The organism is Micromonospora sp. CPCC 205554, assembly GCF_036902745.1.
GTDB lineage: Bacteria > Actinomycetota > Actinomycetes > Mycobacteriales > Micromonosporaceae > Micromonospora > Micromonospora tulbaghiae.
On record NZ_JBAKHP010000029.1, the window covers coordinates 1 to 21,285 of the forward strand.

Below are 21,285 nucleotides of genomic sequence, written 5' to 3' on the forward strand. Positions count from 1 at the left end.
GCGGCCACCGACCCGAACTACCCCGCCCATGAACACCCGACCCACACATCCGTCACAAGACCCATATTTATGCCTCTCAGGCATATCCGTCGGGAGGAGTCCTTCGTCGACGGCGGCTACGGCGAGTAACGGGCGCCCGTGCCGAGGATCGACGAGGCGGGCCGTGCCCGGTGAGGCTCAGGCGGAGGTCGGGGCGGCCGGCTCGGCGGCGCGGTCCACCGGCTCACCCGGGGCGTCCAGCCCGGCCCGGCGACGGGCCTCCCGGCGCGCCACCCAGCCGAAGCCGAACAGGCTCATCACCGCGAAGATCCACCACTGCCAGACGTAGCCGAAGTTCTGCCAGTTGTTGGTGTGCCCGATCTGGACCGCCTGGAAGGCCGGGTCGGCGGCCGGCGTCTGCCCGTCGAGCAGCACGTAGCCGCCGGTCACCGGGTAGGGGAGCTGCTGGGCCAGGCGGGGGATGTCGATGCGCCGGGCCTCCAGCTTGCCGTCGCGCCGGCTGACCGCGCCGCCACCGCTCTCGCTGCCGACCACCCGGCCGGTGACGGTCACCTCGCCGGCCGGCGCCGCCGGCACCTGCGGCTGGACTGTCGCGCCGGCGCCGGGCACGGGCGGGATCCAGCCCCGGTCGACGAGCACCGCGGTGCCGTCGGCCAGCACCAGCGGGGTGAGTACCTCGAAGCCGACCGTCCGGTCGACGGTCCGGCCGCGGATCAGGACGGTGTTCGCGCTGTCGTACCGGCCGGTGGCGGTGACCCGGCTCCACGTGAGCTCCTCGGACGGCGCGGGGCCGACGTCGCCGCCGCCGGGCGCGGGGAGCGCGTCGCGCAGCGGCGCGGGCGTCATGGTGGCCCCGGCGTCGATCCGCTCGTTGACGGCCGTCCGGCCCCGGTAGCGGTCCAGCTGCCAGTTGCCCAGGAACACCATCACCGTGGCGGCGACGAGCGTGAGCGCGAGGTAGCCGAGCCAGCGGGGGGTCAGCAGGAACCGGTACACGTTGGCCAAGGCTACCCGTATGAGCGATGCCACTCGCCGCTGCCAGGGAGAAACGGCGGGGTGCGCGGCCCTCGCGCGCCGGGCCGGACGGGTATGGTCACGCGGGCGGAAACCACCCACATCAGGAGTCGATGATGACCGACGTGCCGCGCGTCGTGCTGAGTGCGCCCTCCTCGGGGCACGGCACCGGCGCCGTCTCCCTCGGCCTGCTCGCGGCGCTCACCGACCAGGGGATCCCGGTGGCCGGGTTCAAGGTCGGGCCGGACCAGGTGGACGCGGCGTATCTGGGGCTCGCCGCCGGGCGCGCCGGGCGCACGCTGGACCCGAGACTGGTCGGCCCGGAGCGCATCGCCCCCCTTTTCGCGTACGGCTCGGCCGGCGCCGGGTTCGCGCTGGTGCAGGGCACGATGGGCCTCTACGACTCGGTCGCCGGGCGACCGGAGAGCGAGTCCACCGCGGCCGTCGCCACGGCGCTGCGCAGTCCGGTGGTGCTCGTGGTGGACGTGGCCGCGATGGGCCAGTCGGTGGCCGCGCTGGTGCACGGCTTCCGGGCGTACGACGACGAGCTGTGGCTGGGCGGCGTGATCCTCAACCGGGTGGCCTCGCCCCGGCACGAGGCGCTGCTGCGCGAGGCGCTCGACGACGTGGGCGTGCCGGTCTACGGGGCGCTACGTCGGCACGAGCTGCCCCCGGTGCTGCCCGCCCGCCGGTTCGGCACCGGGCCCGTGGTGCGCGCCGACGCGGACGCCGAACGCGGCGTGCGCCGGCTCGGTGAGGCGGTGGCCGCCACCGTCGACCTCGACCGGCTGCTGGCGCTGGCCCGCTCCGCCCCCGCGCTCACCGTCGAGCCGTGGTCGCCGGAGCCGGCCGACGCCCCGCAGGCGTCGGGGGAGCGGCCGGTGGTGGCGCTCGCCGGCGGACCGGCCGGCGTCTACAGCCACCCCGAGACCGCCGAGCTGCTGCGCGCCGCCGGCGCCGAGGTGGTCACGCTCGATCCGCTGCGCGACGAGGCGCTGCCCGCCGGGGCACGCGCGCTGGTCGTCGGCGGCGGGCTGCCCGAGACGTACGCGGAGCAGCTCTCCGCCAACCGCCGCCTCTGCATCGCGGTGGCCGAGCTGGCCCGCTCCGGCCGCCCGGTGATCGCCGAGGGGGCCGGCCTGCTCTGGCTGGCCCGGGAGCTGGACGGCCTGCCGATGTGCGGCGTGCTCGACGCGGTCGGCACGATCCGGGACGGCCTGGTGGTCGGCTACCGCACGGCCACGGCGGTCACCGACAGCGTGGTGGCGGCGGCCGGCGCCACGGTGACCGGGCACAAGCAGCACGCCGCCGTGCTCACGCCGCGCGCCGGTGACCGGCCGGCCTGGCGCTGGGAGGGTGGCAACCCGGAGGGCTTCGTCCGGCAAGCGGTGCACGCGTCGCAGCTCGTGCCGCACTGGGCCGCCCACCCGGACATCGCGGCCCGGCTGGTGGCCGCCGCGCTGGCGCCGGTGGGGGCGTCGGCGTGATCGAGCAGGTGGCGGTACGCCGGTTCCCGGCACTGACCGTCTCCACCCCGCGCATCGAGGTCCGGCATCTCGTCGCCGCCGACGCGGAGGCGGTGGACGAGGTGTTCGCGGACCGGCAGACGCAGCGCTGGCTGCCGCTGGCCGAGGCGTCCGGGCAGATCGACGGGCGGGCGTGGTGCACCGAGCTGGCCCGGCAGCGGCGCGACAGCGGCGACGGCGACCACTGGGCGGTGGTCCGCCGGGAGGACCAGCGGGTGGTCGGTTCGCTCTGGGCCCGCCGCACGGACTGGGGTGCCCGGCTCACCGAGCTGTCGTACGCGATCGCGCCGCACGCCCGGGGCTTCGGCCTGGCAGTCGAGGCGGTGGACGCGGTGGCCATCGCGCTGATCCTGGAGCACGGGTTCCAACGGGTGGAGCTGCGGGTGGCGGCCGGGAACGTGGCGTCGCGGCGGGTCGCCGAGAAGGCCGGCTTCAGCTACGAGGGCCTGCTGCGCAACGCCGGTTTCGTCAGGGGCGCCCGGGTCGACCTGGAGCTGTGGTCCTTCGTGGCCGCCGACCTCCGCTGACCCCCGACGTCGATCAAGGAGTTCGCGTCGGTGGATCGGGCGATCCCTGACGCAAACTCCTTGATCAACTACCCGGGCGCACCCCCGGGCGGAACAGGGTGGTGGGGTTGGGCGGGCAGGGTCAGCCGACTATCTGGTCCGAGGGTGGGGTGAACTGGCGGGTGGGCTGGCCCTTCAGCGAATCCCGCAAGGTCTGCGCCACCGCGTTCACCGGGATCTGCGACTGCCCGTCGCCCACCGCGTTGAACGGATTGTCCGGGTCGGCGATGAAGCTCGCCGCCGCCAGCTCCGGCGTGTAGCCGACGAACCACGCCGACCGGGTGCTGTCGGTCGTACCCGTCTTGCCGGCGACCGGGCGGCCGACCGTACCGCGCACGCTGTCGGCGGTCGACCAGCCGCCGCAGCTCCCCTTGGCCGGGGTGTCGCCGGTGGGGCAGCGCGCCGCGTCGGTGGCGGCGCGGGCCGCGTCGGCGTTCACCACCTGCCGGCACCGCGGCTTGGCCACCTCCCGCTGCACCCCGCCGGCCGTCGTGTACGTGGCGGGCGTGCCGTCCCGGTTCATGATCGCGTTGACCGGGATGGCCTCGCAGTAGCGCCCGTCGGCGGCGATGGCGGCGTACGCGTTCGCCATCTCCAGCGGGGTGGCGTCGGAGACGCCGAGCGTGAACGCGCCCCACTTCTTCGCCTTCCCCGGCGACGCCTGCTCCTTGTCCACGTCGGTACGCCAGCGCAGCCCCAGCTGCTCGGCCAGACGCACCCCGGCGTCCGCGCCGATCTTCTCCTCCAGCTGGACGAAGTAGGTGTTCACCGACTTGCCGAACCCGGACCACATGGTCTGCCGGCCGGTCATCGCGCCGCTGGCGTTCGACGGCGCCCACCCGTCGTAGACGGCCGACTTGTACGTGTGCGGCGAGTCGTACGCGGTGGACAACGGCATCCCGGCGTTGAGCGCGGCGAGCATCGGGAACATCTTGAACGTCGAACCGGCCTGGTAGCCCGGGAGCGTCCCGCCGCCGAGCAGCGGCGCCACCGTGTTCGGATAGTTCGCCTTGACCTTCGGACCGGCCTCCGGGTTCGAGCTGTTCGGGTTCTCGGCCAGGTCGAGCGAGTAGTTCCGGTTCACCGCCATCGCCTTGATCCGCCCGGTGCCGGGTTCGGCGACCACGATCCCGTTGGCGAACGGGCTGCCGGTGTTGTCCTTGGCCCCGACGTTCTTCTCCGCCGCCGCCTGGGTCTTCGGGTCGAGCGCGAGCACGATCCGGTAGCCGCCGCGGCGCAGCTTGTCCATCCGTTCCAGCCGGTTCTCGCCGAACGCGGGCTGGGAGCTCCACCAGTTCTTCAGGTAGTCGCAGTAGAAGCCCCAGCTGCGGTGCCCGCCGTCGATCGCGGCGCAGTCGTTGGGCGGTGTGGTCAGCTTCAGCTTGATCGGCTGACCCTTCGCAGCGGCGGCGGCATCCGGCGACAGGTAGCCGAGGCGGGCCATGTTGTCCAGCACGTAGTTGCGCCGTCCGGTGGCGTCCTTCTGGTCCGAGGTGATCGGGTCGTACTCCGACGGTGACTTCACCAGCCCGGCCAGCGTGGCCGCCTCGACCGGGGTGAGCGTGGCCGGGGTCTTGGAGAAGAAGATCTGCGAGGCCGCGTAGATCCCGTACGCGCGGTGACCGAAGTAGGCCGAGTTGAGGTAGCGCTCCAGGATCTGGTCCTTGCTCAGGTGCTTCTCGATGTCCAGCGCCATGCGCATCTCCTTGACCTTGCGCAGGCTGGTCTGCTGGGTGGCCTCCTGGACCTCCCTGGGCGTGGTCGCGCTGTCCCGCAGCGCCATCCGCACGTACTGCATGGTGATCGTCGAGGCGCCCTGGGAGACGCCGCCGGACCGGGCGTTGGAGACGAAAGCACGCGCCACGCCCTTCGGGTCGACGCCGTGGTGCTGGTAGAAGCGGTTGTCCTCGGCGGCGACGATCGCCTGCTGGATGTTCGGCGACATGTTCTCGATCTTGGTGTACTGCCGGTACTCCTCGTAGAACATCGTCAGCACGGTCTTGCCGTCCGGCGCGTAGACGTACGAGGTCTCGGCCGGCAGCGCGGTCTTGAGGATGTTCGTCTTCTGTTCGATCGCGTGCGCGGTGGCCTTGGCCCCGATGCCGGTGACGGCGACCAGCGGGTACAGGGCGGCCGCGACCACGATGCCGGCGATCAGCCCGGCGCGGAGAAGGGGAACGAGACGGCCAGCGGAAGCAAGGGGACGACTGCTCACGGGGTCAAGCTATGACATTTCCGATTCGGAAATGAGAAGAACTCATAAACTGGCGGACCGTGACGCGACCCACGCCGGGATGCGCTGTCCCGGGCGGCGGCTACCCGGCAGGATCGCGGACATGCCCGCAGCACCGACCGGGAGCGCCGCCGCGCTCGACGAGCCCGACCTGGGCCACCACGGGGACGCCGAGGCCACGCCCGGCCTGGTGGACCTGGCGGTGAACGTGCGCCGTGCCCCGATGCCGGACTGGCTGGCCGACCCGATCATCGCCGCGCTCGGCGACCTGGCCGCGTACCCGGACCCGGCGCCGGCCCGCGCCGCCGTCGCTCACCGGCACGGGCGACCCCCGGAGGAGGTACTCCTGACCGCCGGCGCCGCCGAGGGTTTCGTCCTGATCGCCCGCGCGCTGTCCGGCGTCCGCCGCCCCGTGGTGGTGCACCCGCAGTTCACCGAGCCGGAGGCCGCGCTGCGGGCCGCCGGGCACCGGGTGGACCGGGTGCTGCTCGACCCGGCCGACGGCTTCCGCCTGGACCCGGCCCGCGTCCCCGGCGACGCCGACCTGGTCATGATCGGCAACCCCACGAACCCGACCTCGGTGCTGCACCCGGCGGACACGATCGCCGCGCTGGCCCGTCCTGGCCGGGTGCTCGTGGTCGACGAGGCGTTCGCCGACACCACCGCCGCGCCCGGCGCCGACGGCGAGCCCGAGTCGCTCGCCGCCCGCCGCGACCTGCCCGGCCTCGTGGTGGTGCGCAGCCTCACCAAGACCTGGGGCCTGGCCGGGCTGCGGATCGGCTACCTGCTCGGCGAAGCCGCGCTGCTGGCCCGGTTCGCCGCCGCGCAGCCGCTCTGGGCGGTCTCCACCCCGGCGCTCGCCGCCGCCACCGCCTGCGCCGCGCCGGCCGCCGTCGCGGCCGAACGCGCCATCGCCGCCGAACTCGCCGCCGACCGCGACCACCTGGTGGCCCGCCTGTCCGGCCTGCCGGGGGTACGCGTGGCGGGCCGCCCGGCAGCTGCCTTCGTCCTGATCCACGTGGCCGGCGCCGCCGACGTACGCGAGCGGCTGCGCGCGCACGGCTGGGCGGTACGCCGGGGCGACACGTTCCCCGGGCTCGGCCCGGACTGGCTCCGGATCGCCGTACGCGACCGGGGCACCACCGACGCGTTCATCGAGACGCTGGCACGGATCCTGGAGGCATGATGCTGGAGTCCACAGTCGCGGCGATCCGGCCGCTCGACGAGGCCGCCATGGCGGCGGCCCGCGAATTGCAGGGCCGGCTGACCAAGCCCGCCGGATCGCTCGGCGCCCTGGAGCCGCTCTCGGTACGCCTCGCCGGGCTGGCCGGCGCCTGCCCGCCGCCGCTGCCCGAGCCGGCCGCGGTGGCGATCTTCGCCGGCGACCACGGCGTGCACGCCCAGGGCGTGACCCCGTGGCCGCAGGAGGTCACCGCCCAGATGATCGCCAACTTCCTGGCCGGCGGCGCGGTGGTCAACGCGTTCGCCCGTCAGGCCGGCGCCTCGGTCACGGTGGTGGACGTCGGCGTGGCCACGCCGATCCCGGGTGCCGAGTCCGCCGACCCGGCCGGGCCGCGTCTGGTGGCCGCGAACGTCCGCCCCGGCACCCGGGACATGACGGTCACCGCCGCGCTGACCCGGGACGAGGCCCGCACGGCCGTCGAGACCGGCATCCGGGTCGCCGGTGAGCTGATCGACGCCGGGGCGGGCATCCTGCTCACCGGCGACATGGGCATCGGCAACACCACCCCGTCCGCCACCCTCATCGCCGCGTTCTCCGGTGTGGACGCGGAGTCGGCCACCGGCCGGGGCACCGGGGTCGACGACGAGACGTACGCCCGCAAGGTGGCTGTGGTGCGGGCCGCGCTGGTCCGGCACGAGCCCGACCCGGCCGACCCGCTGGGCGTGCTGGCGACGGTCGGCGGGCTGGAGCACGCCGCGCTGGCCGGCCTGATCCTCGGCGCCGCCGCCCGGCGGGTGCCGGTGCTGCTCGACGGCGTGATCGCGGTGAGCGCCGCACTCGCCGCCGCCGCGTTCGCGCCCGACGCGGTGGGCGCGATGGTCGCCGGGCACCGCAGCGCCGAGCCGGGCGCCACGGCGGCGCTGCGGCACCTCGGCCTGGAGCCGCTGATCGACCTGGGACTGCGGCTCGGCGAGGGCACCGGGGCGCTGCTCGCCCTGCCCGTGGTCACCGGCGCGGTCCGGGTGCTGCACGAGGTGGCCACGTTCGACTCCGCCGGGGTGGCGGAGAAGTGACCGGACCGACGCCGCCGAGCCCGTACCCCCTGGGGTTGCGGCTGGGCGGGCGGCGCGTGGTCGTCGTGGGCGGGGGAGCGGTCGCCACCCGGCGGGTGCCCGCGCTGCTCGACGCCGGCGCGGACGTGCTGCTGGTGTCGCCCGAACTGACCCCGGCGCTGCGCGCGCACGTCGACGCCGGGCGGCTGCACTGGGAGCCGCGCCGGTTCGTCCCCGGCGACCTGGACGGCGCGTGGCTGGTGCAGGTGGCTGTCGACGACCGGGCCGCCGCTGCTGCGGTCAGCGCCGCGGCCGCCGAACGGCGGATCTTCTGCGTCCGCGCCGACGACCGGACGGCGGCCAGCGCGTGGACCCCGGCGGTGACCCGGCACGGCCCGGTCACCGTGGCGGTCCTCGGCGGCGGCGACCCGCGCCGCGCGATGGGCGTCCGCGACGCCGTCCGCGAGCTGCTGGGTGCGCGGACGGGCCCCGGCTTCGCGCCGTCGCCCGAGGCGGCAGGCACCGCCGGGGGACGCGTCGCGCTCGTCGGCGCCGGACCGGGCGACCCGGAGCTGATCACCGTGAAGGGGTGGCGGCTGCTCACCGAGGCGGAGGTGGTCGTCGCCGACCGGCTCGTGCCCGGCCTGCTCCTGGACGAGCTGCGCCCGGACGTCGAGCTGGTCGACGCTTCCAAGATCCCGTACGGGCCGTCGCGCGCCCAGGAGGAGATCAACCGGATCCTGGTGGACCGGGCCCGGGCCGGCAAGGTGGTGGTACGGCTCAAGGGCGGCGACCCGTACGTCTTCGGCCGTGGTGGCGAGGAGCTGCTGGCCTGTGCCGAGGCGGGCGTGCCGGTCACTGTGGTACCCGGTGTGACCAGCGCTGTCGCGGTGCCGGAGGTGGCCGGGGTGCCGGTGACCCACCGGGGCGTGGCGCACGAGTTCACAGTGGTGTCCGGGCACGTCGCGCCCGACGCGCCCGCGTCGCTGGTGCGCTGGGACGCCCTGGCCGGGCTGCGCGGCACGCTTGTGATCCTGATGGGCCTGAAGAACCTCGCCGCGATCGCCGCGACCCTGATCGCGCACGGCAAGCCGGCGGACACTCCGGCCGCGGTGATCCAGGAAGGCACGACGGCCGCCCAGCGGACGCTGCGCTGCACGCTCGCCACGGTCGCGGCAGACGTGGAGGCCGCCGCCCTACGCCCACCCGCGATCGTGGTCGTAGGCGACGTGGTCCACGCCCTGACGCCCTGACTCGGGGCGGGGGAGTGAGGTCCCCCGCCCCGGTGCGGTCACTGCTTGAGCATGTTGTCCAGCAGCAGGGCGCAGCGGACCAGGCCGAGGTGGCTGTACGCCTGCGGGTGGTTGCCCAGCCCGCGCTCGGCCAGCGGGTCGTACTGCTCCGGCAGCAACCCGGTCGGCCCGGCCGTGTCGACCATCTGGGTGAACAGCTCCTCCGCGTCGCTGCGGCGGCCGGTGCGCAGGTACGCCTCGATCAGCCACGACGTGCAGATGTGGAAGCCGCCCTCCCGGCCGGGCAGGCCGTCGTCCCAGTGGTACCGGTAGACGACCGGACCGCTGCGCAACTCCGCCTCGATCTTGAGCACGGTGGAGAGGAAGCGCGGGTCGTCGCCGGCGAGCAGCCCGGAGATGCCGATCCACAGCGACGAGGCGTCCATCTCCTCGTAGCCGTAGGCGACGCTGTACGCCTCGGCCTCCGGGTGCCAGCCGTGCTCCAGCACGTTGGCGGCGATCCGGTCGCGCAGCTCGACCCACTCGGGCCGGTCCTCGCCGCCGTGCCGGCGGACCACGTGCAGCGCCCGGTCCACTGTCATCCAGAGCATGACCTTGGAGAAGACGTGGTGCCGCGGGGGGAGGCGGGCCTCCCAGATGCCGTGGTCGGGCTCGTGCCAGCGGCGGCGTACCGCCTCGACCATGTTCTCCAGCACCCGCCACTCGTCGTCGCGGATCGAGCCCCGGGCGTCGGCCACCGCCGCGATCAGGTCCGCGACCGGGCCGAAGACGTCGAGCTGGAGCTGGTGGTTGGCGAGGTTGCCGACCCGTACCGGCCGGGAGCCGGCGTAGCCGGGCAGCGTGTCGATGACCGCCTCGGCGCCCAGTTCGAAGCCGTCCACCGTGTAGAGCGGGTGCAGCCGCTCCGGGTGCCCGCCGGTGCGCTCGACCACGCCGTCGATCCAGCGCAGCAGCCCTTCGGCCTCCTCGGTCGAGCCGAGGTCGACAAGCGCGCGGGCGGTCATCGCCGCGTCCCGCAGCCAGCAGTAGCGGTAGTCCCAGTTGCGGACACCGCCCAGCTCCTCCGGCAGCGACGTGGTGGCCGCGGCGAGGATCGAGCCGGTCGGCTCGTGGCAGAGGCCGCGCAGCGTCAGCGCGCTGCGGGCGACCAGGTCCCGGGCGGTGGCGGGCAGCCGCAGCGAGGCCACCCAGTCCTTCCACGGCTGTTCGGCGGCGGCCTGCCGCTCGTGCAACGGCAGCCGGTGCGGCTCCAGGCTCTGCGTGCCGAAGCGCAGCTCCAGCACCACCTGGCCGCCGGCCGCCGACAGGTCGACAACCGCCTTCGCGGTCTCGTACCCGGCGTCGTTGGTGACCTCCCACTCGACGCCGGGGGAGTGCAGCGCGACCGGCTCGTTGGAGCCGAGCACCAGCAGGCCGTCGTCGAGCGGCTGGAGCTGCACCGCCACCTGGCCGAACTCGGGGCGCGGCGCGAACTCGACGCGGGCCCGCCCGGTGCCGCTGAGCACCCGGACCAGTGTCGAGTCGCCGCTGACCACGGCCGGGTCGTCCGGCGTGGTCTCCCGTACCGGCAGGTCGAGCCAGTCGGTCACGGTCAGGCCGGACCAGCGGGTCTCGACGGTCATCGTGTTGCTGCGGTAGCGCTGGCCCAGCGGGATGCCGCCCCGCTCCGGGCCGACCGTGAAGTGCCCGGCCGGGCTGCCGCCGACCAGGTCGGCGAAGATCGCCGCCGAGTCCGGCTTCGGGTGGCACAGCCAGGTGATCTTGGCTTCCGGCGTGACGAGCGCGACCGTACGGCCGTTGGCGAGCATCGAGTGCCGCTCGATCGGCACCGCCCGCTCGCCGAACAGCCAGTGCCGCCGCGTCTCCAGCAGCAGCCCCAGCGCGCGGGCCGCCTCGATCGGCTCGGCCACCCGGTAGTCGGCCCGGGTCTCCCCGGGGCCGATCTTGATGCCCACGTCCGGCCCGGTCAGGTTGCCGAACGCGTTCTCGTCGGTGACGTCGTCGCCGATGAACAGCACCGCGCTCGCGGCGAGCTGCGTGCGGAGCTGGTCGACGGCGGTGCCCTTGTTGGTCACGACCACCGACAGCTCGATGACCTCCTTGCCCTGGGTGACGGTCACGCCCTCCCAGGTCGCGGGGCCGTTGCGGACCGCCTCGACGGCCCGGGCGGCGACGTGCGGGTCGACGCCTCGGGTGTGCACGGCCACGCTGGCCGGCTTGCGTTCCAGGCGGATGCCCGGGTGCTCGGCGGCGATCTCGCGCAGCGCCTCCCGGAGCCGGTGCCGGACCGCGATCAGCTCGGGGGTGAGCCGCTCGACGAAGCCGATGTCGAACTCCGAGCCGTGGCTGCCGACGAGGTGCACCTCGCTGGGCAGCCGGGAGAGCGTGGCCAGGTCGCGCAACGCCCGGCCGGAGACGACGGCGACGCTCGTCTGCGGCAGCGCGGCGAGCGCGCGTACGGCCGCCACCGACTCGGGCAGCGGTACGGCCTTGCTGGGATCCTCGACGATCGGCGCCAGTGTGCCGTCGTAGTCGCAGGCGACCAGGAGTTGCGGAACCCGGGCGATCCGGCCGATGGCGGCACGAAGTTCGGGATCCAGCACGCCGCCGTGGGCGGCGGCGGGGGCGGGCGAGGTCACGCAGCCTCCGTATCGGGGACGCCGAGCTCGCTGAGGAACGACTTGGCCCAGTGGCCCACGTCGTGGCTGCGCAGATGGCGCTGCATGACGCGCATCCGGCGGCGGGCTTCGGGCTTTTCGACATGCACGGCCCGCAGCAACGCGTCCTTCACCGCGTCCGGGTCGTGCGGATTACACAGGAACGCCTGGCGCAGCTCTGTCGCGGCGCCGGCGAACTCACTGAGCACGAGCGCGCCGCCCTGGTCGGCGCGCGATGCGACGTACTCCTTGGCCACCAGATTCATTCCGTCTCGCAGCGGGGTCACCATCATCACGTCGGCCGCGACGTACATCGCGGCCAGTTCGGAGCGACTGTACGACTGATGCAGATAATGCACGGCAGGCACGCCGACCCGGCCGAATTCACCATTGATCCGGCCAACCTCGCGTTCCACCTTCACCCGAAGTGCCTGGTAGTGCTCCACGCGCTCGCGGCTGGGCGTGGCGACCTGCACCATAACCGCGTCGGGAACTGTCAACTTTCCGTCAGCCAGGAGTTCGCGGAAGGCCTTCAGCCGGAGTTCGATGCCCTTGGTGTAGTCGAGCCGGTCGACCCCCAGGATGATCGTCTTCGGGTTGCCCAGTTCCTCCCGGATCTGCTTGGCCCGGGCCTGGATCGCCGGGTCCTCGGCCAGCCGCTCCATCTCCTTGGTGTCGATCGAGATGGGGAACGCGCCTGCCTTCACCTGCCGGCCGTCGACCTGGATCATCTGGCCCTCGTAGCGCAGGCCGAGCAGGTGCCGGGCCAGGCGGACGAAGTTCTGCGCCGCCAGCCGCTGCTGGAAACCGACCAGGTCCGCGCCGAGCAGTCCTCGCAGGATCTCGGTGCGGAACGGCATCTGCATGAACAGCTCGATCGGCGGGAACGGGATGTGCAGGAAGAAGCCGATCCGCAGGTCCGGCCGCAGCTCGCGGAGCATCGCCGGTACGAGCTGGAGCTGGTAGTCCTGGACCCAGACCGTGGCGCCCTCGGCGGCCACGTCGGCGGCGGCCTCCGCGAACCGGGCGTTGACGAGCCGGTACGCCTCGCGCCAGCGCCGCTTGTAGGCGGGCGTCTCCACCGCGTCGTGGTAGAGCGGCCAGATCGTCGCGTTCGACTGGCCCTCGTAGTAGCGCTCCAGCTCCTCGGCGCTCAGCGGCACCGGGTGCAGGCGGATGCCCTCCAGGTCGAACGGCTCGGGCGCGGCGCCGGTGCCGCCGGCCCACCCCACCCAGGTGCCCTGGTGCTCGGCCAGCACCGGGTGCAGAGCGGTCACCAGCCCGCCGGGGCTGCGCCGCCACTGCCGCCCTTCGGGTGTGCTCACCTCGTCGACCGGCAGGCGGTTGGCCACTACGACAAAGGAGCTACGGACGGTCACGATCGGCCACCTCCGGGTACTGACGGGTCCACCGCGATGAGCGTACTGAGCGTAGCTGCGGCGTCTGATCCCCCGTGCCGGAGTTACCTACCCGTCCCAGAACCGCCGAACCCACCACGTGATCTTGTCGACACCGGTGGCTCAGAGGTCGATGACCGGCCACTCCTTGGGCAGCACCTCACCGAGCAGTTCCCGCCGGTCCGTCACGATCGGCACGAGCGGGTTGGCGGCGGCCTCCATGGCCAGCTGCGCGAGGTCCATGCGGCCGGTCATCCGGCGCGACCAGCCGCCGAGATATGCACACATGTCCGGTTCCACCGGGGTGATCTGTACGTGCGGCAGCGCGGCCAGCAATTCGAGAAGCTCCCACTGCGCAGCCGTGGCCTGCTGATGCGCGTGCGCCAGGCAGAGGGCGGGCACCAGCACGTCACGCGCGTAGTCGGCAGCCTCGGCGATCCTCGCGCCGACGTCCTTGGCGCCCGAGGCGTAGGCCAGCAGTGCGGCCGTGTCGAGCGCCAGCCCGAACTGGGTCACCGGCGTGCCTTCGCCCTGGCCGCAAGCACCTCCGACTGGAGCTTGGTGGCCTGCTCGCGCAGCTCGGGTGTGATGCTCGCGGCGAGTTGCTGCATCTCCGCGTGGGCACGGTCCACGTCCTCGTCCTCGATCGTGACACCGGCGCGAGCGAGCACCACCCGCGTCTGCTCGCCGGCCATCTGGCGGCGCACGGCGCGTGCCACGAAGGCGGACACGTTCGGCTCCTTGGCCAGCCGCTCCGCGACATCGTCCGGAAGGCTCACGGCGATCTTCTTGGTCATACGTCAAGGCTATTCAGTCATACCTGCGCCGGCAACGAGGCTCGACGCCGTACCCCTGGGGTGGGGTGATGTGGGCGTGGCGGTCCGTACCTGTCAGGATTGACGGCGGCGTGCGCGCGGCCGGCTCCCGGCCGGCGGCGGCAGGCGGAGATCGACGCCCGCGCCCCGCACCCGACAAGCCCGCGATCGCAACCGACGGAGGTAGCCCGCACCGTGGCCCAGTTCATCTACGTCCTGGACAAGGCGCGCAAGGCGCACGGCGACAAGGTCGTGCTCGACAACGTGACGCTGAACTTCCTGCCGGGTGTCAAGATCGGGGTGGTCGGTCCGAACGGCGCCGGTAAGTCCAGCCTCCTCAAGATCATGGCAGGGCTGGACCGGCCGAGCAACGGCGAGGCCCGGCTCATGCCCGGCTACTCCGTCGGCATGCTCGCGCAGGAGCCGCCGCTCAACGAGGAGAAGACGGTCCTCGGCAACGTCGAGGAGGCGGTCGCCGAGACGAAGGCCAAGCTGGAGCGGTTCAACAAGATCGCCGAGCAGATGGCCACCGACTACTCCGACGAGCTGATGGAGGAGATGGGCAAGCTCCAGGAGGATCTGGACGCCGCCGACGCGTGGGACATCGACTCCAAGCTCGAACTGGCGATGGACGCGCTGCGCTGCCCGCCGCCGGACGCCGACGTCACCACGCTCTCCGGTGGTGAGCGTCGCCGGGTGGCGCTGTGCAAGCTGCTGCTGGAGGCGCCGGACCTGCTGCTGCTCGACGAGCCCACCAACCACCTGGACGCGGAGAGCGTGCAGTGGCTGGAGCAGCACCTGGCCAAGTACGCCGGCACCGTCCTGGCGATCACCCACGACCGGTACTTCCTGGACAACGTGGCCAACTGGATCCTGGAGCTGGACCGCGGCCGGGCCTACCCGTATGAGGGCAACTACTCCACCTACCTGGAGAAGAAGGCCGCCCGGCTCTCCGTCGAGGGACGCCGCGACGCCAAGATGCGCAAGCGCCTCTCCGAGGAGCTGGAGTGGGTCCGCTCGAACGCCAAGGCGCGGCAGACCAAGTCCAAGGCCCGGCTCGACCGCTACGACGAGATGGCCGCCGAGGCGGAGAAGACCCGGAAGCTGGACTTCGAGGAGATCCAGATCCCGCCGGGCCCGCGCCTGGGCAACACGGTCATCGAGGCGCAGAACCTCACCAAGGCGTTCGGTGACCGGGTGCTGATCGACAACCTGTCGTTCTCGCTGCCCCGCAACGGCATCGTCGGCATCATCGGCCCGAACGGCGTCGGCAAGACCACGCTGTTCAAGACCATCGTCGGGCTGGAGCAGCCGACCAGCGGCTCGGTCCGGGTCGGCGAGACCGTCTCGCTGTCGTACGTCGACCAGAACCGGCAGGGCCTCGACGGCGACAAGACCGTCTGGGAGGTCGTCTCCGACGGGCTGGACCACCTCATGGTGGGCAAGGTCGAGATGCCGTCCCGGGCGTACATCGCCGCGTTCGGCTTCAAGGGGCCGGACCAGCAGAAGCCGACCAAGGTGCTCTCCGGCGGCGAGCGCAACCGGCTCAACCTGGCGCTGACGCTCAAGATCGGCGGCAACGTCATCCTGCTCGACGAGCCGACCAACGACCTGGACGTGGAGACGCTGTCCAGCCTGGAGAACGCGCTGCTGGAGTTCCCCGGCTGCGCCGTGGTCATCTCCCACGACCGGATGTTCCTGGACCGGGTCGCCACGCACATCCTGGCCTGGGAGGGCGACGACCAGAACCCGGCCAAGTGGTTCTGGTTCGAGGGCAACTTCGAGGCGTACGAGAAGAACAAGGTCGACCGCCTCGGCGCCGAGGCGGCCCGGCCGCACCGGGTGACCTACCGCAAGCTAACCCGTGACTGACCGCTTCGTCTACCACTGCGCGCTGCGCTGGTCCGACCTGGACGCGTACGGCCACGTCAACAACGCCCGCTTCCTCACGCTCTACGAGGAGGCCCGGGTGGCGATGATGTTCGCCGGCGGCCGGGCGTGGGGAGTGGGCTCGTTCGCCGACGGTGTGGTCATCCGCCGGCACGAGGTCGACTACCTGCGCCCGGTCGACTACGCGCTCGGCCGGGCCAGCGCGGAGGCCGCCCCGACGGTACGGATCGAGCTGTGGGTGGACCAGATCAAGGCCGCCTCCTTCTCGGTCGCGTACGAGCTGTACGACGGCGACACGCTGGCCGGCACCGCCCGGTCGCTGCTGGTGCCGTTCGACCTGGCGGCGCAGCGACCGCGCCGGATCTCGCCGGAGGAGCGGGCGTTCCTGCTCCGTTACGCACCGGGGCTGAGCGCGTGACCGGGCACGGGTTGACCGGGACGGCCGACGCCGGGGCCTTCCTGGCCCGGCTGGTCCGGTTCGACCCGGCCACAGTGGTCCGGCTGCGGCCGGTGCCGGGCGCGGGCCGTACCGCCCTCTGGGCGCGGCTGCCGTGGGGTGTGCTCGTGGTGCGTACCGTGCCGGGCACCGCCCCCGGGGACGTCACGGTCGCCGCGGGGGAGCTGCTGGCCGAACTCTCCGCCGGCGGCGCGGCGCTTCCGGTACGCCGGGACGACGGCTGGCGGTGGCAGCTCCCACCGGCGGCGAGCCGGGCGGTGGAGGCGCTGCCCGGCGCCGAGCTGCGCCGGATCGCGGAGGCGGCGGCCGGGACGCTGCGCGAGGCGGCCACGCACGGCGTGGCGGGCCGCGCGGTCGGGCAGCGGGTGCTGCGGGACGCCCTGCTGGACCACGTCGCGGTGGTGGTGACCCCGGACGAGGCGCCGCGCACACCCGTGGAGGTGTCGCAGCGGCTGGTGCAGGCCCTGGTCCGGATGGGTTTCCTCGGCGCCGGCGGGGACGACGTTCAGGTGCGCACGGCGGGCCGATGGGTCGGGCTCGTCGGACCGTTCGGGGCGGCCTGGTCGCGTACCGTCGCCGATCTTGCACTCAGGCCGACGCCGGGTCATCCGAACGGATGACCCCGCTTCGTCCTTCCGGTTTGGGGCGGTCGTTGGGGGGATGCCTCACGCCGTCTGTCCGGGTACCGTCCATCCTCGGATCCAACGCACCGTAGGCGTCCGGATCCGCTGGGGAGTGAGGTGCGCGAGCGATGCCGTGGTGGTCATGGCGCCCTGGTCCCGCCGCTGGCGGGGAGCCGGAGACTCGAAGCGGGACCACAGTGGATGACACCATCCGGGTCGGCCCACCGACCCCTCGCCAGCCGGGGGACGACGTGGCGCCACCCGAGCGGCCGGTCCTCGCGGACATGCCGGCCACCGTCGCGCCGGTCACACTGAGCCGGGTCTGCGACGCGCTCGACCTGCTCGACGTCCGCTATCTGGCCGACGGCGACGGCAACCTGCTGGCCATGTGGGAGCGGCACGCCGTGCTGGTCGCGCTGGAGGGCCCGGAGGACGAGATCCTGGTGATGCGGGCCCGTCCGCACGCGACGGTCCCGCCGGACTGGGCCGACCGGGCCTACCGCGTGGTGAACGAGTGGAACCACACCCGGCGCTTCTGCAAGGCGTACATCGGTGACCCGACCGAGCGCGGTCAGCTCCCGATCTACGCCGAGTTGCAGGTCCCGCTCGGCGCCGGCGCCCACGACGCGCTGCTGGTCGAGATGCTCGACTGCGGTGCCGCGGTCGCCGTCACGTTCGTCGACTGGCTGCACGACGAGGGCGCCCTGCTCTGAGCCGGGCTCAGCCGGCGGCCGGGTCCTCCATCACGTTCACCATGAAGTAGGCGGCCCGCTCCAGGTAGTCCCAGAGCGCGGCGGCGAGCTGCGGCGGCAGGTCGAGCGTGTCCACCGCCCGGCGCATGTGCAGCAGCCAGGCGTCCCGCTCGGCCGCGCCGATCCGGAACGGGGCGTGCCGCATCCGCAGCCGCGGGTGGCCGCGCTGCTCCGAGTAGGTGTGCGGGCCACCCCAGTACTGGATGAGGAACAGGGTCAGCCGGTCCGCCGCCGGGCCCAGGTCCTCCTCCGGGTACATCGGCCGCAGCAGCGGGTCGTCGGCGACACCGGCGTAGAACTCGTCCACCAGCTTGCGGAAGGCCGGTTCACCGCCGATCGCCTCGAAGAGGGTCATCGACTCGCCTGGGGAAGTCACGCTTCCATCCTGCCAGGTGCGCCCCGGCGCCCGCGCCCGCCCGCCGGGCGTCGCGGATCACGTCACCGCGTGCCGGCGTCGGCCGTGCTCGCGGTTCCGGTCACCCGCCGCGGGGCCGTGCGAGTGCGCGTGCGCGCTTCCGGCGCCGGTCGCCGACTCGGCGCGGGCGGTCTCGATGGCTTCGTGGATCACCTGCGGCCGGGGCCAGGCGAGCGCGGCCACGGTCATGATCAGCACCCCGGCGGCGCTCCACACGCCGACCACCGACGGGACCGAGAACCGCTCGGCGAGCGCGCCCGTGACCAGCACCGCGGCGCCCTGGATGATCTGTGTGCCGCTGGCCATGACGCCGAACGCCCGAGCGCGGAATCCGTCCGGCAGCGCCTGCACGAACAGGCCGTTGGCGACCGGGACGAGCCCGGCGACGGCGAAGCCGCACCCGGCGGCCAGCAGCGCCACCACAGTCGGCGGCGGATTGAACAGCGCGGGTACGAGCGTCGCCGGCGCGATGATCATCAACGGTCGCATCAGCGTCAGCCGCCGCTCCGGGCCGACGAGCCGGCTGATGGTCAGCCCGCCGAGGATGTATCCGACCGGGACGGCGGCCATGATCAGCCCCTGGGCGGTGCCGGCGTCCATCCGGCCGTCGGTCCGGTCGGCGGCCCAGCCCGCGGCCAGGCCCTCGGGGACGATCGAGAAGAGCATCGCGCTGAACACCAGCACCGCGATGGCGCGCAGCACCGGCCGCTCGAAGACGATCTGGAAGCCCTGGACGGTCTCCCGCAGCAGGTGGCTGCGGTGCATCTCGGTCATCGCCGGTGGCCGCTCGCGTACGCCGAAGCGGACCAGCGCGGCCGACACGGCGAAGGTCACGGCGTTGACGAGCAGCGCCGTGTTCGGGTTGAGCGCCGCCACTGTGGCGCCGATCAGGTAGCCGACGACCTGGGCGGCCTGGCCGGCGCTGGTGAACGCGGACAGGCCCACGACCAACCGGTCCCCGGTCAGGATGTGCGGCATCAGCGCCGACCGCGCCGCCTGGCTCGGCGGGTTCGCGAGCGTGGCCAGGAAGATCAGCGCGAAGACCGACCAGGTCGGCATCCAGGGCATCGCGACCAGCGCCATCAGCGCCATCCGGAGGAGGTCGCAGACCACCATGACGCGCCGGTAGCGGTGCCGCTCGGCGAGCGCGGAGAGCAGGGGGCCGCCGACCAGCCAGGGAAGGTAGCTGGCGGCGAACGCGGCGGCGGAGAGCGCGACCGAATCGGTCTCGCGCAGGACGAGCACGGTGACCGCGGCGCGGGCCAGGTAGTCACCCACCCAGGAGAGGGTGTTGGCGGCGAAGATCGCGCGGAACTCCGACTGACCGAAGACGTCCCGGAAGGTGGCCGGGTCCTCCCGGGCGGGTCGCGCGTCGGACACCGTCGCCTCCATCGTTCCTGGTCGACCACTTGTGATGGCCCGACCGGGAACCGTCGTCAGATCAACCGATCAGCGAGGACACGAGCACGCCCCCCGGCGGAGCGTGTGCACCGGATTCTGCCCGATCGTCTGACAACTGGCTAGGGCGAACGGATTGATCGTCGCATCTCCGACTGAACGAACGGACGATACCCGAGGGGCCGCGCGGCGCGCGACCCCCGGAAATAGTCCGGATCGTCCGGCGGCTCAGGTGGGTCCGCCGGTACCCGTGCCCTCGGCGGCGGGCGGCGCCGGTGGCTGGACCGGCAGGCCGGGGAACAGCCGGGCGGCCGCGATCTGCGCGACGATCCCCGAGTTCTCCAGCGCCTCCGCGAGGCGCCGGCGCAGCTCGCGGCCGACCGCGAACTGCCCGTCCGCGGTGGTCTTGACGACGGTACGGATCACCGCGCCGTCGACGGTCATCTGTTCGACGCCCAGGACCTCCGGCTGCTCCACGATGCTCGGCGCCAGCTCCGGGTCCAGCGCCACCGACGCCGCCGCGGTACGCAGCACGGCGGTGGCCTCCTCGGTGCCGGCGAACCCGATCGGCAGGTCGACCACGACCAGCGCCCAGCCCTGGCTCTTGTTCCCGACGCGGACGATCTCGCCGTTGCGGATGTACCAGAGCACGCCGCGGCCGTCCCGGACCGTGGTGACCCGCAGCCCCACCGCCTCGACCACGCCTGTCGCCTCGCCCAGGTCGACGGTGTCGCCGACGCCGTACTGGTCCTCGATGAGCATGAACAGGCCGGCGATCAGGTCCTTGACCAGGCTCTGCGCGCCGAAGCCGAGCGCCACGCCGGCGATGCCCGCGCTGGCCAGCAGCGGGGCCAGGTCGAAGCTGAACTCCTTGAGCACCATCAGCAGCGCGATGCCGAAGACGAACGCGGTGACCATGCTGCGCAGCACCGACCCGATCGCCTCGGCCCGCTGCCGCCGTCGCTCCGGCACGAACTGCTCCGGGTCGGGCGCGGCACTGGGGATCCGTTCGCGCAGCGGGCGGAGCATGGTCGGCACCGCGCCGTCGGTGGTGGTCCGCACCAGCCGGTTGATGGTCCGGTGCAGCGCCCAGCGGGCGGCCACCGCGATCAACAGGATCAACGCGACCCGCAGCGGCTTCAGCAGGATCCAGTAGCTGCTCTCGGCGAACCAGGCGGAGCCGGTGAGCCGGTACAGGAACTCGCAGGAACTGCTGCCCTGGCAGTCCGGGCGCCGGTCGGAGAAGGCCGACAGCAGGGCGGAGATCAGGTCGGAGACGTTCACCCTGCTTTCGTACCGCACCGGTGACCGAGGGCGGACACCGCCACCTCGGCGAAGTGTCGCTACCGGAGGGGGTAGCCCGGATTAGTACGTGCAATCCGGGGCGCGATCAGGGACTATTGGCGCAACGGACGTCGGTGATCCGGCCGGCGTCGGAGCCGTTCCGCGCTGTCCGCGGGGCGGTTCCGGCGCAGACGAGGCGGGAGCGGCTGGACCGGGAGGGTGAGCACGATGCCTGACATACGACCCACGGCGGGCTCCGGTGCACTCGTTCTCAACGCCACCTACGAGCCCCTGTGCGTCGTGTCGGTGCGTCGTGCCGCGATCCTCGTCCTCAGCGCCAAGGCGGTCTGCGTCGCCGACGGCGAGGGCATCCTGCACAGCGCGCGCAACGCGTTACCGGTGCCCTCGGTGGTGCGCCTGACCCGCTACGTCCGGGTGCCGTACCGCACCCACGTCGGGTTGTCCCGGCGGGCCGTGTTCGCCCGCGACGGGTGGCGTTGCGCCTACTGCCGGGGGCCGGCGGAGACCATCGACCACGTCTTCCCGCGCAGCCGGGGCGGCCGGCACGCCTGGGAGAACGTGGTCGCCGCATGCGCGCGGTGCAACCACACCAAAGGCGACAAGACGCCGGCCGAGCTGGGCTGGCGGCTGCACCACCTGCCGGCCGCGCCCAAAGGAGCCGCCTGGCGGGTGCTCGGGCACCGCGCCCCCGACCCGCGCTGGGCGGACTGGCTCGACCTGCGCGAGCCCGAGCCCGAGGCGGCCTGACC

At 73.1% G+C, this 21,285-nt stretch carries 19 protein-coding genes; 10 read left to right on the forward strand and 9 right to left on the reverse strand.

The window, feature by feature from the left end:
* Positions 1–177: 177 nt before the first annotated feature.
* Positions 178–996, reverse strand: a complete 819-nt coding sequence (locus V6U82_RS26145; protein ID WP_334465536.1) for an SURF1 family cytochrome oxidase biogenesis protein — start codon at positions 994–996, stop codon at positions 178–180.
* Between the two features lie 134 nt (positions 997–1,130).
* Between V6U82_RS26145 and V6U82_RS26150 the strand changes: the two genes are divergently transcribed.
* Together V6U82_RS26150 and V6U82_RS26155 are read left to right on the forward strand one after the other, a co-directional pair.
* Positions 1,131–2,501 (forward strand): cobyrinate a,c-diamide synthase, encoded by a 1,371-nt coding sequence (locus tag V6U82_RS26150; RefSeq protein ID WP_334465538.1) that lies wholly within the window; start codon positions 1,131–1,133, stop codon positions 2,499–2,501.
* Positions 2,498–3,067, forward strand: coding sequence for a GNAT family N-acetyltransferase (locus V6U82_RS26155; protein WP_334465541.1), 570 nt, complete (start codon positions 2,498–2,500; stop codon positions 3,065–3,067). The genes V6U82_RS26150 and V6U82_RS26155 overlap by 4 nt, the downstream gene beginning before the upstream one ends.
* Before the next feature lie 121 nt (positions 3,068–3,188).
* Here V6U82_RS26155 and V6U82_RS26160 read toward each other — a convergent pair whose 3' ends face one another.
* A complete protein-coding gene (locus tag V6U82_RS26160) occupies positions 3,189–5,321 on the reverse strand; it encodes a transglycosylase domain-containing protein (RefSeq protein ID WP_128138756.1) in 2,133 nt (710 codons plus the stop codon).
* Positions 5,322–5,442: 121 nt separating this feature from the next.
* Here V6U82_RS26160 and cobC point away from each other — a divergent pair, with 121 nt between their 5' ends.
* The 3 genes from cobC to cobA are packed head-to-tail and all read left to right on the forward strand — an operon-like array spanning position 5,443 to position 8,827.
* On the forward strand, positions 5,443–6,525 hold the full coding sequence (cobC, locus tag V6U82_RS26165) for an Rv2231c family pyridoxal phosphate-dependent protein CobC (protein WP_334465546.1): 1,083 nt from the start codon (positions 5,443–5,445) through the stop codon (positions 6,523–6,525).
* Positions 6,525–7,595 (forward strand): nicotinate-nucleotide--dimethylbenzimidazole phosphoribosyltransferase, encoded by a 1,071-nt coding sequence (cobT, locus tag V6U82_RS26170; RefSeq protein ID WP_334465684.1) that lies wholly within the window; start codon positions 6,525–6,527, stop codon positions 7,593–7,595. Before cobC ends, cobT begins: the two co-directional genes overlap by 1 nt.
* Positions 7,592–8,827, forward strand: a complete 1,236-nt coding sequence (gene cobA, locus V6U82_RS26175; protein ID WP_334465549.1) for a uroporphyrinogen-III C-methyltransferase — start codon at positions 7,592–7,594, stop codon at positions 8,825–8,827. Before cobT ends, cobA begins: the two co-directional genes overlap by 4 nt.
* Positions 8,828–8,865: 38 nt before the next feature.
* Here the strand turns inward: cobA and otsB are convergent, their stop codons facing one another.
* The 4 genes from otsB to V6U82_RS26195 all read right to left on the reverse strand — a co-directional run bounded on the left by otsB (position 8,866) and on the right by V6U82_RS26195 (position 13,678).
* Entirely contained in the window at positions 8,866–11,466 is a 2,601-nt protein-coding gene (gene otsB / locus V6U82_RS26180; protein WP_334465552.1) for a trehalose-phosphatase, read from the reverse strand.
* Complete coding sequence (locus tag V6U82_RS26185) at positions 11,463–12,863, reverse strand: alpha,alpha-trehalose-phosphate synthase (UDP-forming) (RefSeq protein WP_013288079.1); 1,401 nt, start codon at positions 12,861–12,863, stop codon at positions 11,463–11,465. Before V6U82_RS26185 ends, otsB begins: the two co-directional genes overlap by 4 nt.
* A gap of 141 nt (positions 12,864–13,004) precedes the next feature.
* Positions 13,005–13,397 (reverse strand): hypothetical protein, encoded by a 393-nt coding sequence (locus V6U82_RS26190; RefSeq protein ID WP_128137865.1) that lies wholly within the window; start codon positions 13,395–13,397, stop codon positions 13,005–13,007.
* Entirely contained in the window at positions 13,394–13,678 is a 285-nt protein-coding gene (locus tag V6U82_RS26195) for a hypothetical protein (RefSeq protein ID WP_128137866.1), read from the reverse strand. The genes V6U82_RS26190 and V6U82_RS26195 overlap by 4 nt, the downstream gene beginning before the upstream one ends.
* Before the next feature lie 213 nt (positions 13,679–13,891).
* Between V6U82_RS26195 and ettA the strand changes: the two genes are divergently transcribed.
* From ettA to V6U82_RS26215, 4 genes are all read left to right on the forward strand, one after another.
* A complete protein-coding gene (ettA, locus tag V6U82_RS26200) occupies positions 13,892–15,568 on the forward strand; it encodes an energy-dependent translational throttle protein EttA (RefSeq protein ID WP_128137867.1) in 1,677 nt (558 codons plus the stop codon).
* Complete coding sequence (locus V6U82_RS26205; RefSeq protein WP_128137868.1) at positions 15,561–16,004, forward strand: acyl-CoA thioesterase; 444 nt, start codon at positions 15,561–15,563, stop codon at positions 16,002–16,004. Before ettA ends, V6U82_RS26205 begins: the two co-directional genes overlap by 8 nt.
* Positions 16,001–16,663 carry a hypothetical protein gene (locus V6U82_RS26210; protein WP_334465557.1) on the forward strand — a complete coding sequence of 221 codons (663 nt, stop codon included), beginning with the start codon at positions 16,001–16,003 and terminating at the stop codon, positions 16,661–16,663. The genes V6U82_RS26205 and V6U82_RS26210 overlap by 4 nt, the downstream gene beginning before the upstream one ends.
* A 131-nt stretch (positions 16,664–16,794) precedes the next feature.
* The gene (locus tag V6U82_RS26215) at positions 16,795–17,379 is read left to right on the forward strand and encodes a YbjN domain-containing protein (RefSeq protein WP_120573571.1); all 585 of its coding nucleotides are present in this window, start codon (positions 16,795–16,797) and stop codon (positions 17,377–17,379) included.
* A 7-nt stretch (positions 17,380–17,386) separates the two neighbouring features.
* Here the strand turns inward: V6U82_RS26215 and V6U82_RS26220 are convergent, their stop codons facing one another.
* The 3 genes from V6U82_RS26220 to V6U82_RS26230 form a co-directional block, all read right to left on the reverse strand.
* Entirely contained in the window at positions 17,387–17,773 is a 387-nt protein-coding gene (locus V6U82_RS26220) for a globin (RefSeq protein WP_128138338.1), read from the reverse strand.
* A 78-nt stretch (positions 17,774–17,851) separates the two neighbouring features.
* Entirely contained in the window at positions 17,852–19,225 is a 1,374-nt protein-coding gene (locus tag V6U82_RS26225; RefSeq protein WP_181726691.1) for an MFS transporter, read from the reverse strand.
* A 234-nt stretch (positions 19,226–19,459) separates the two neighbouring features.
* Positions 19,460–20,488: a mechanosensitive ion channel family protein gene (locus V6U82_RS26230; protein WP_258545211.1), complete on the reverse strand. Its 1,029-nt coding sequence runs from the start codon at positions 20,486–20,488 to the stop codon at positions 19,460–19,462.
* Between the two features lie 255 nt (positions 20,489–20,743).
* On the opposite strand from V6U82_RS26230, the gene V6U82_RS26235 reads away from it, so the two are divergent.
* Complete coding sequence (locus V6U82_RS26235) at positions 20,744–21,283, forward strand: HNH endonuclease (RefSeq protein ID WP_013288071.1); 540 nt, start codon at positions 20,744–20,746, stop codon at positions 21,281–21,283.
* Positions 21,284–21,285: the final 2 nt, after the last annotated feature.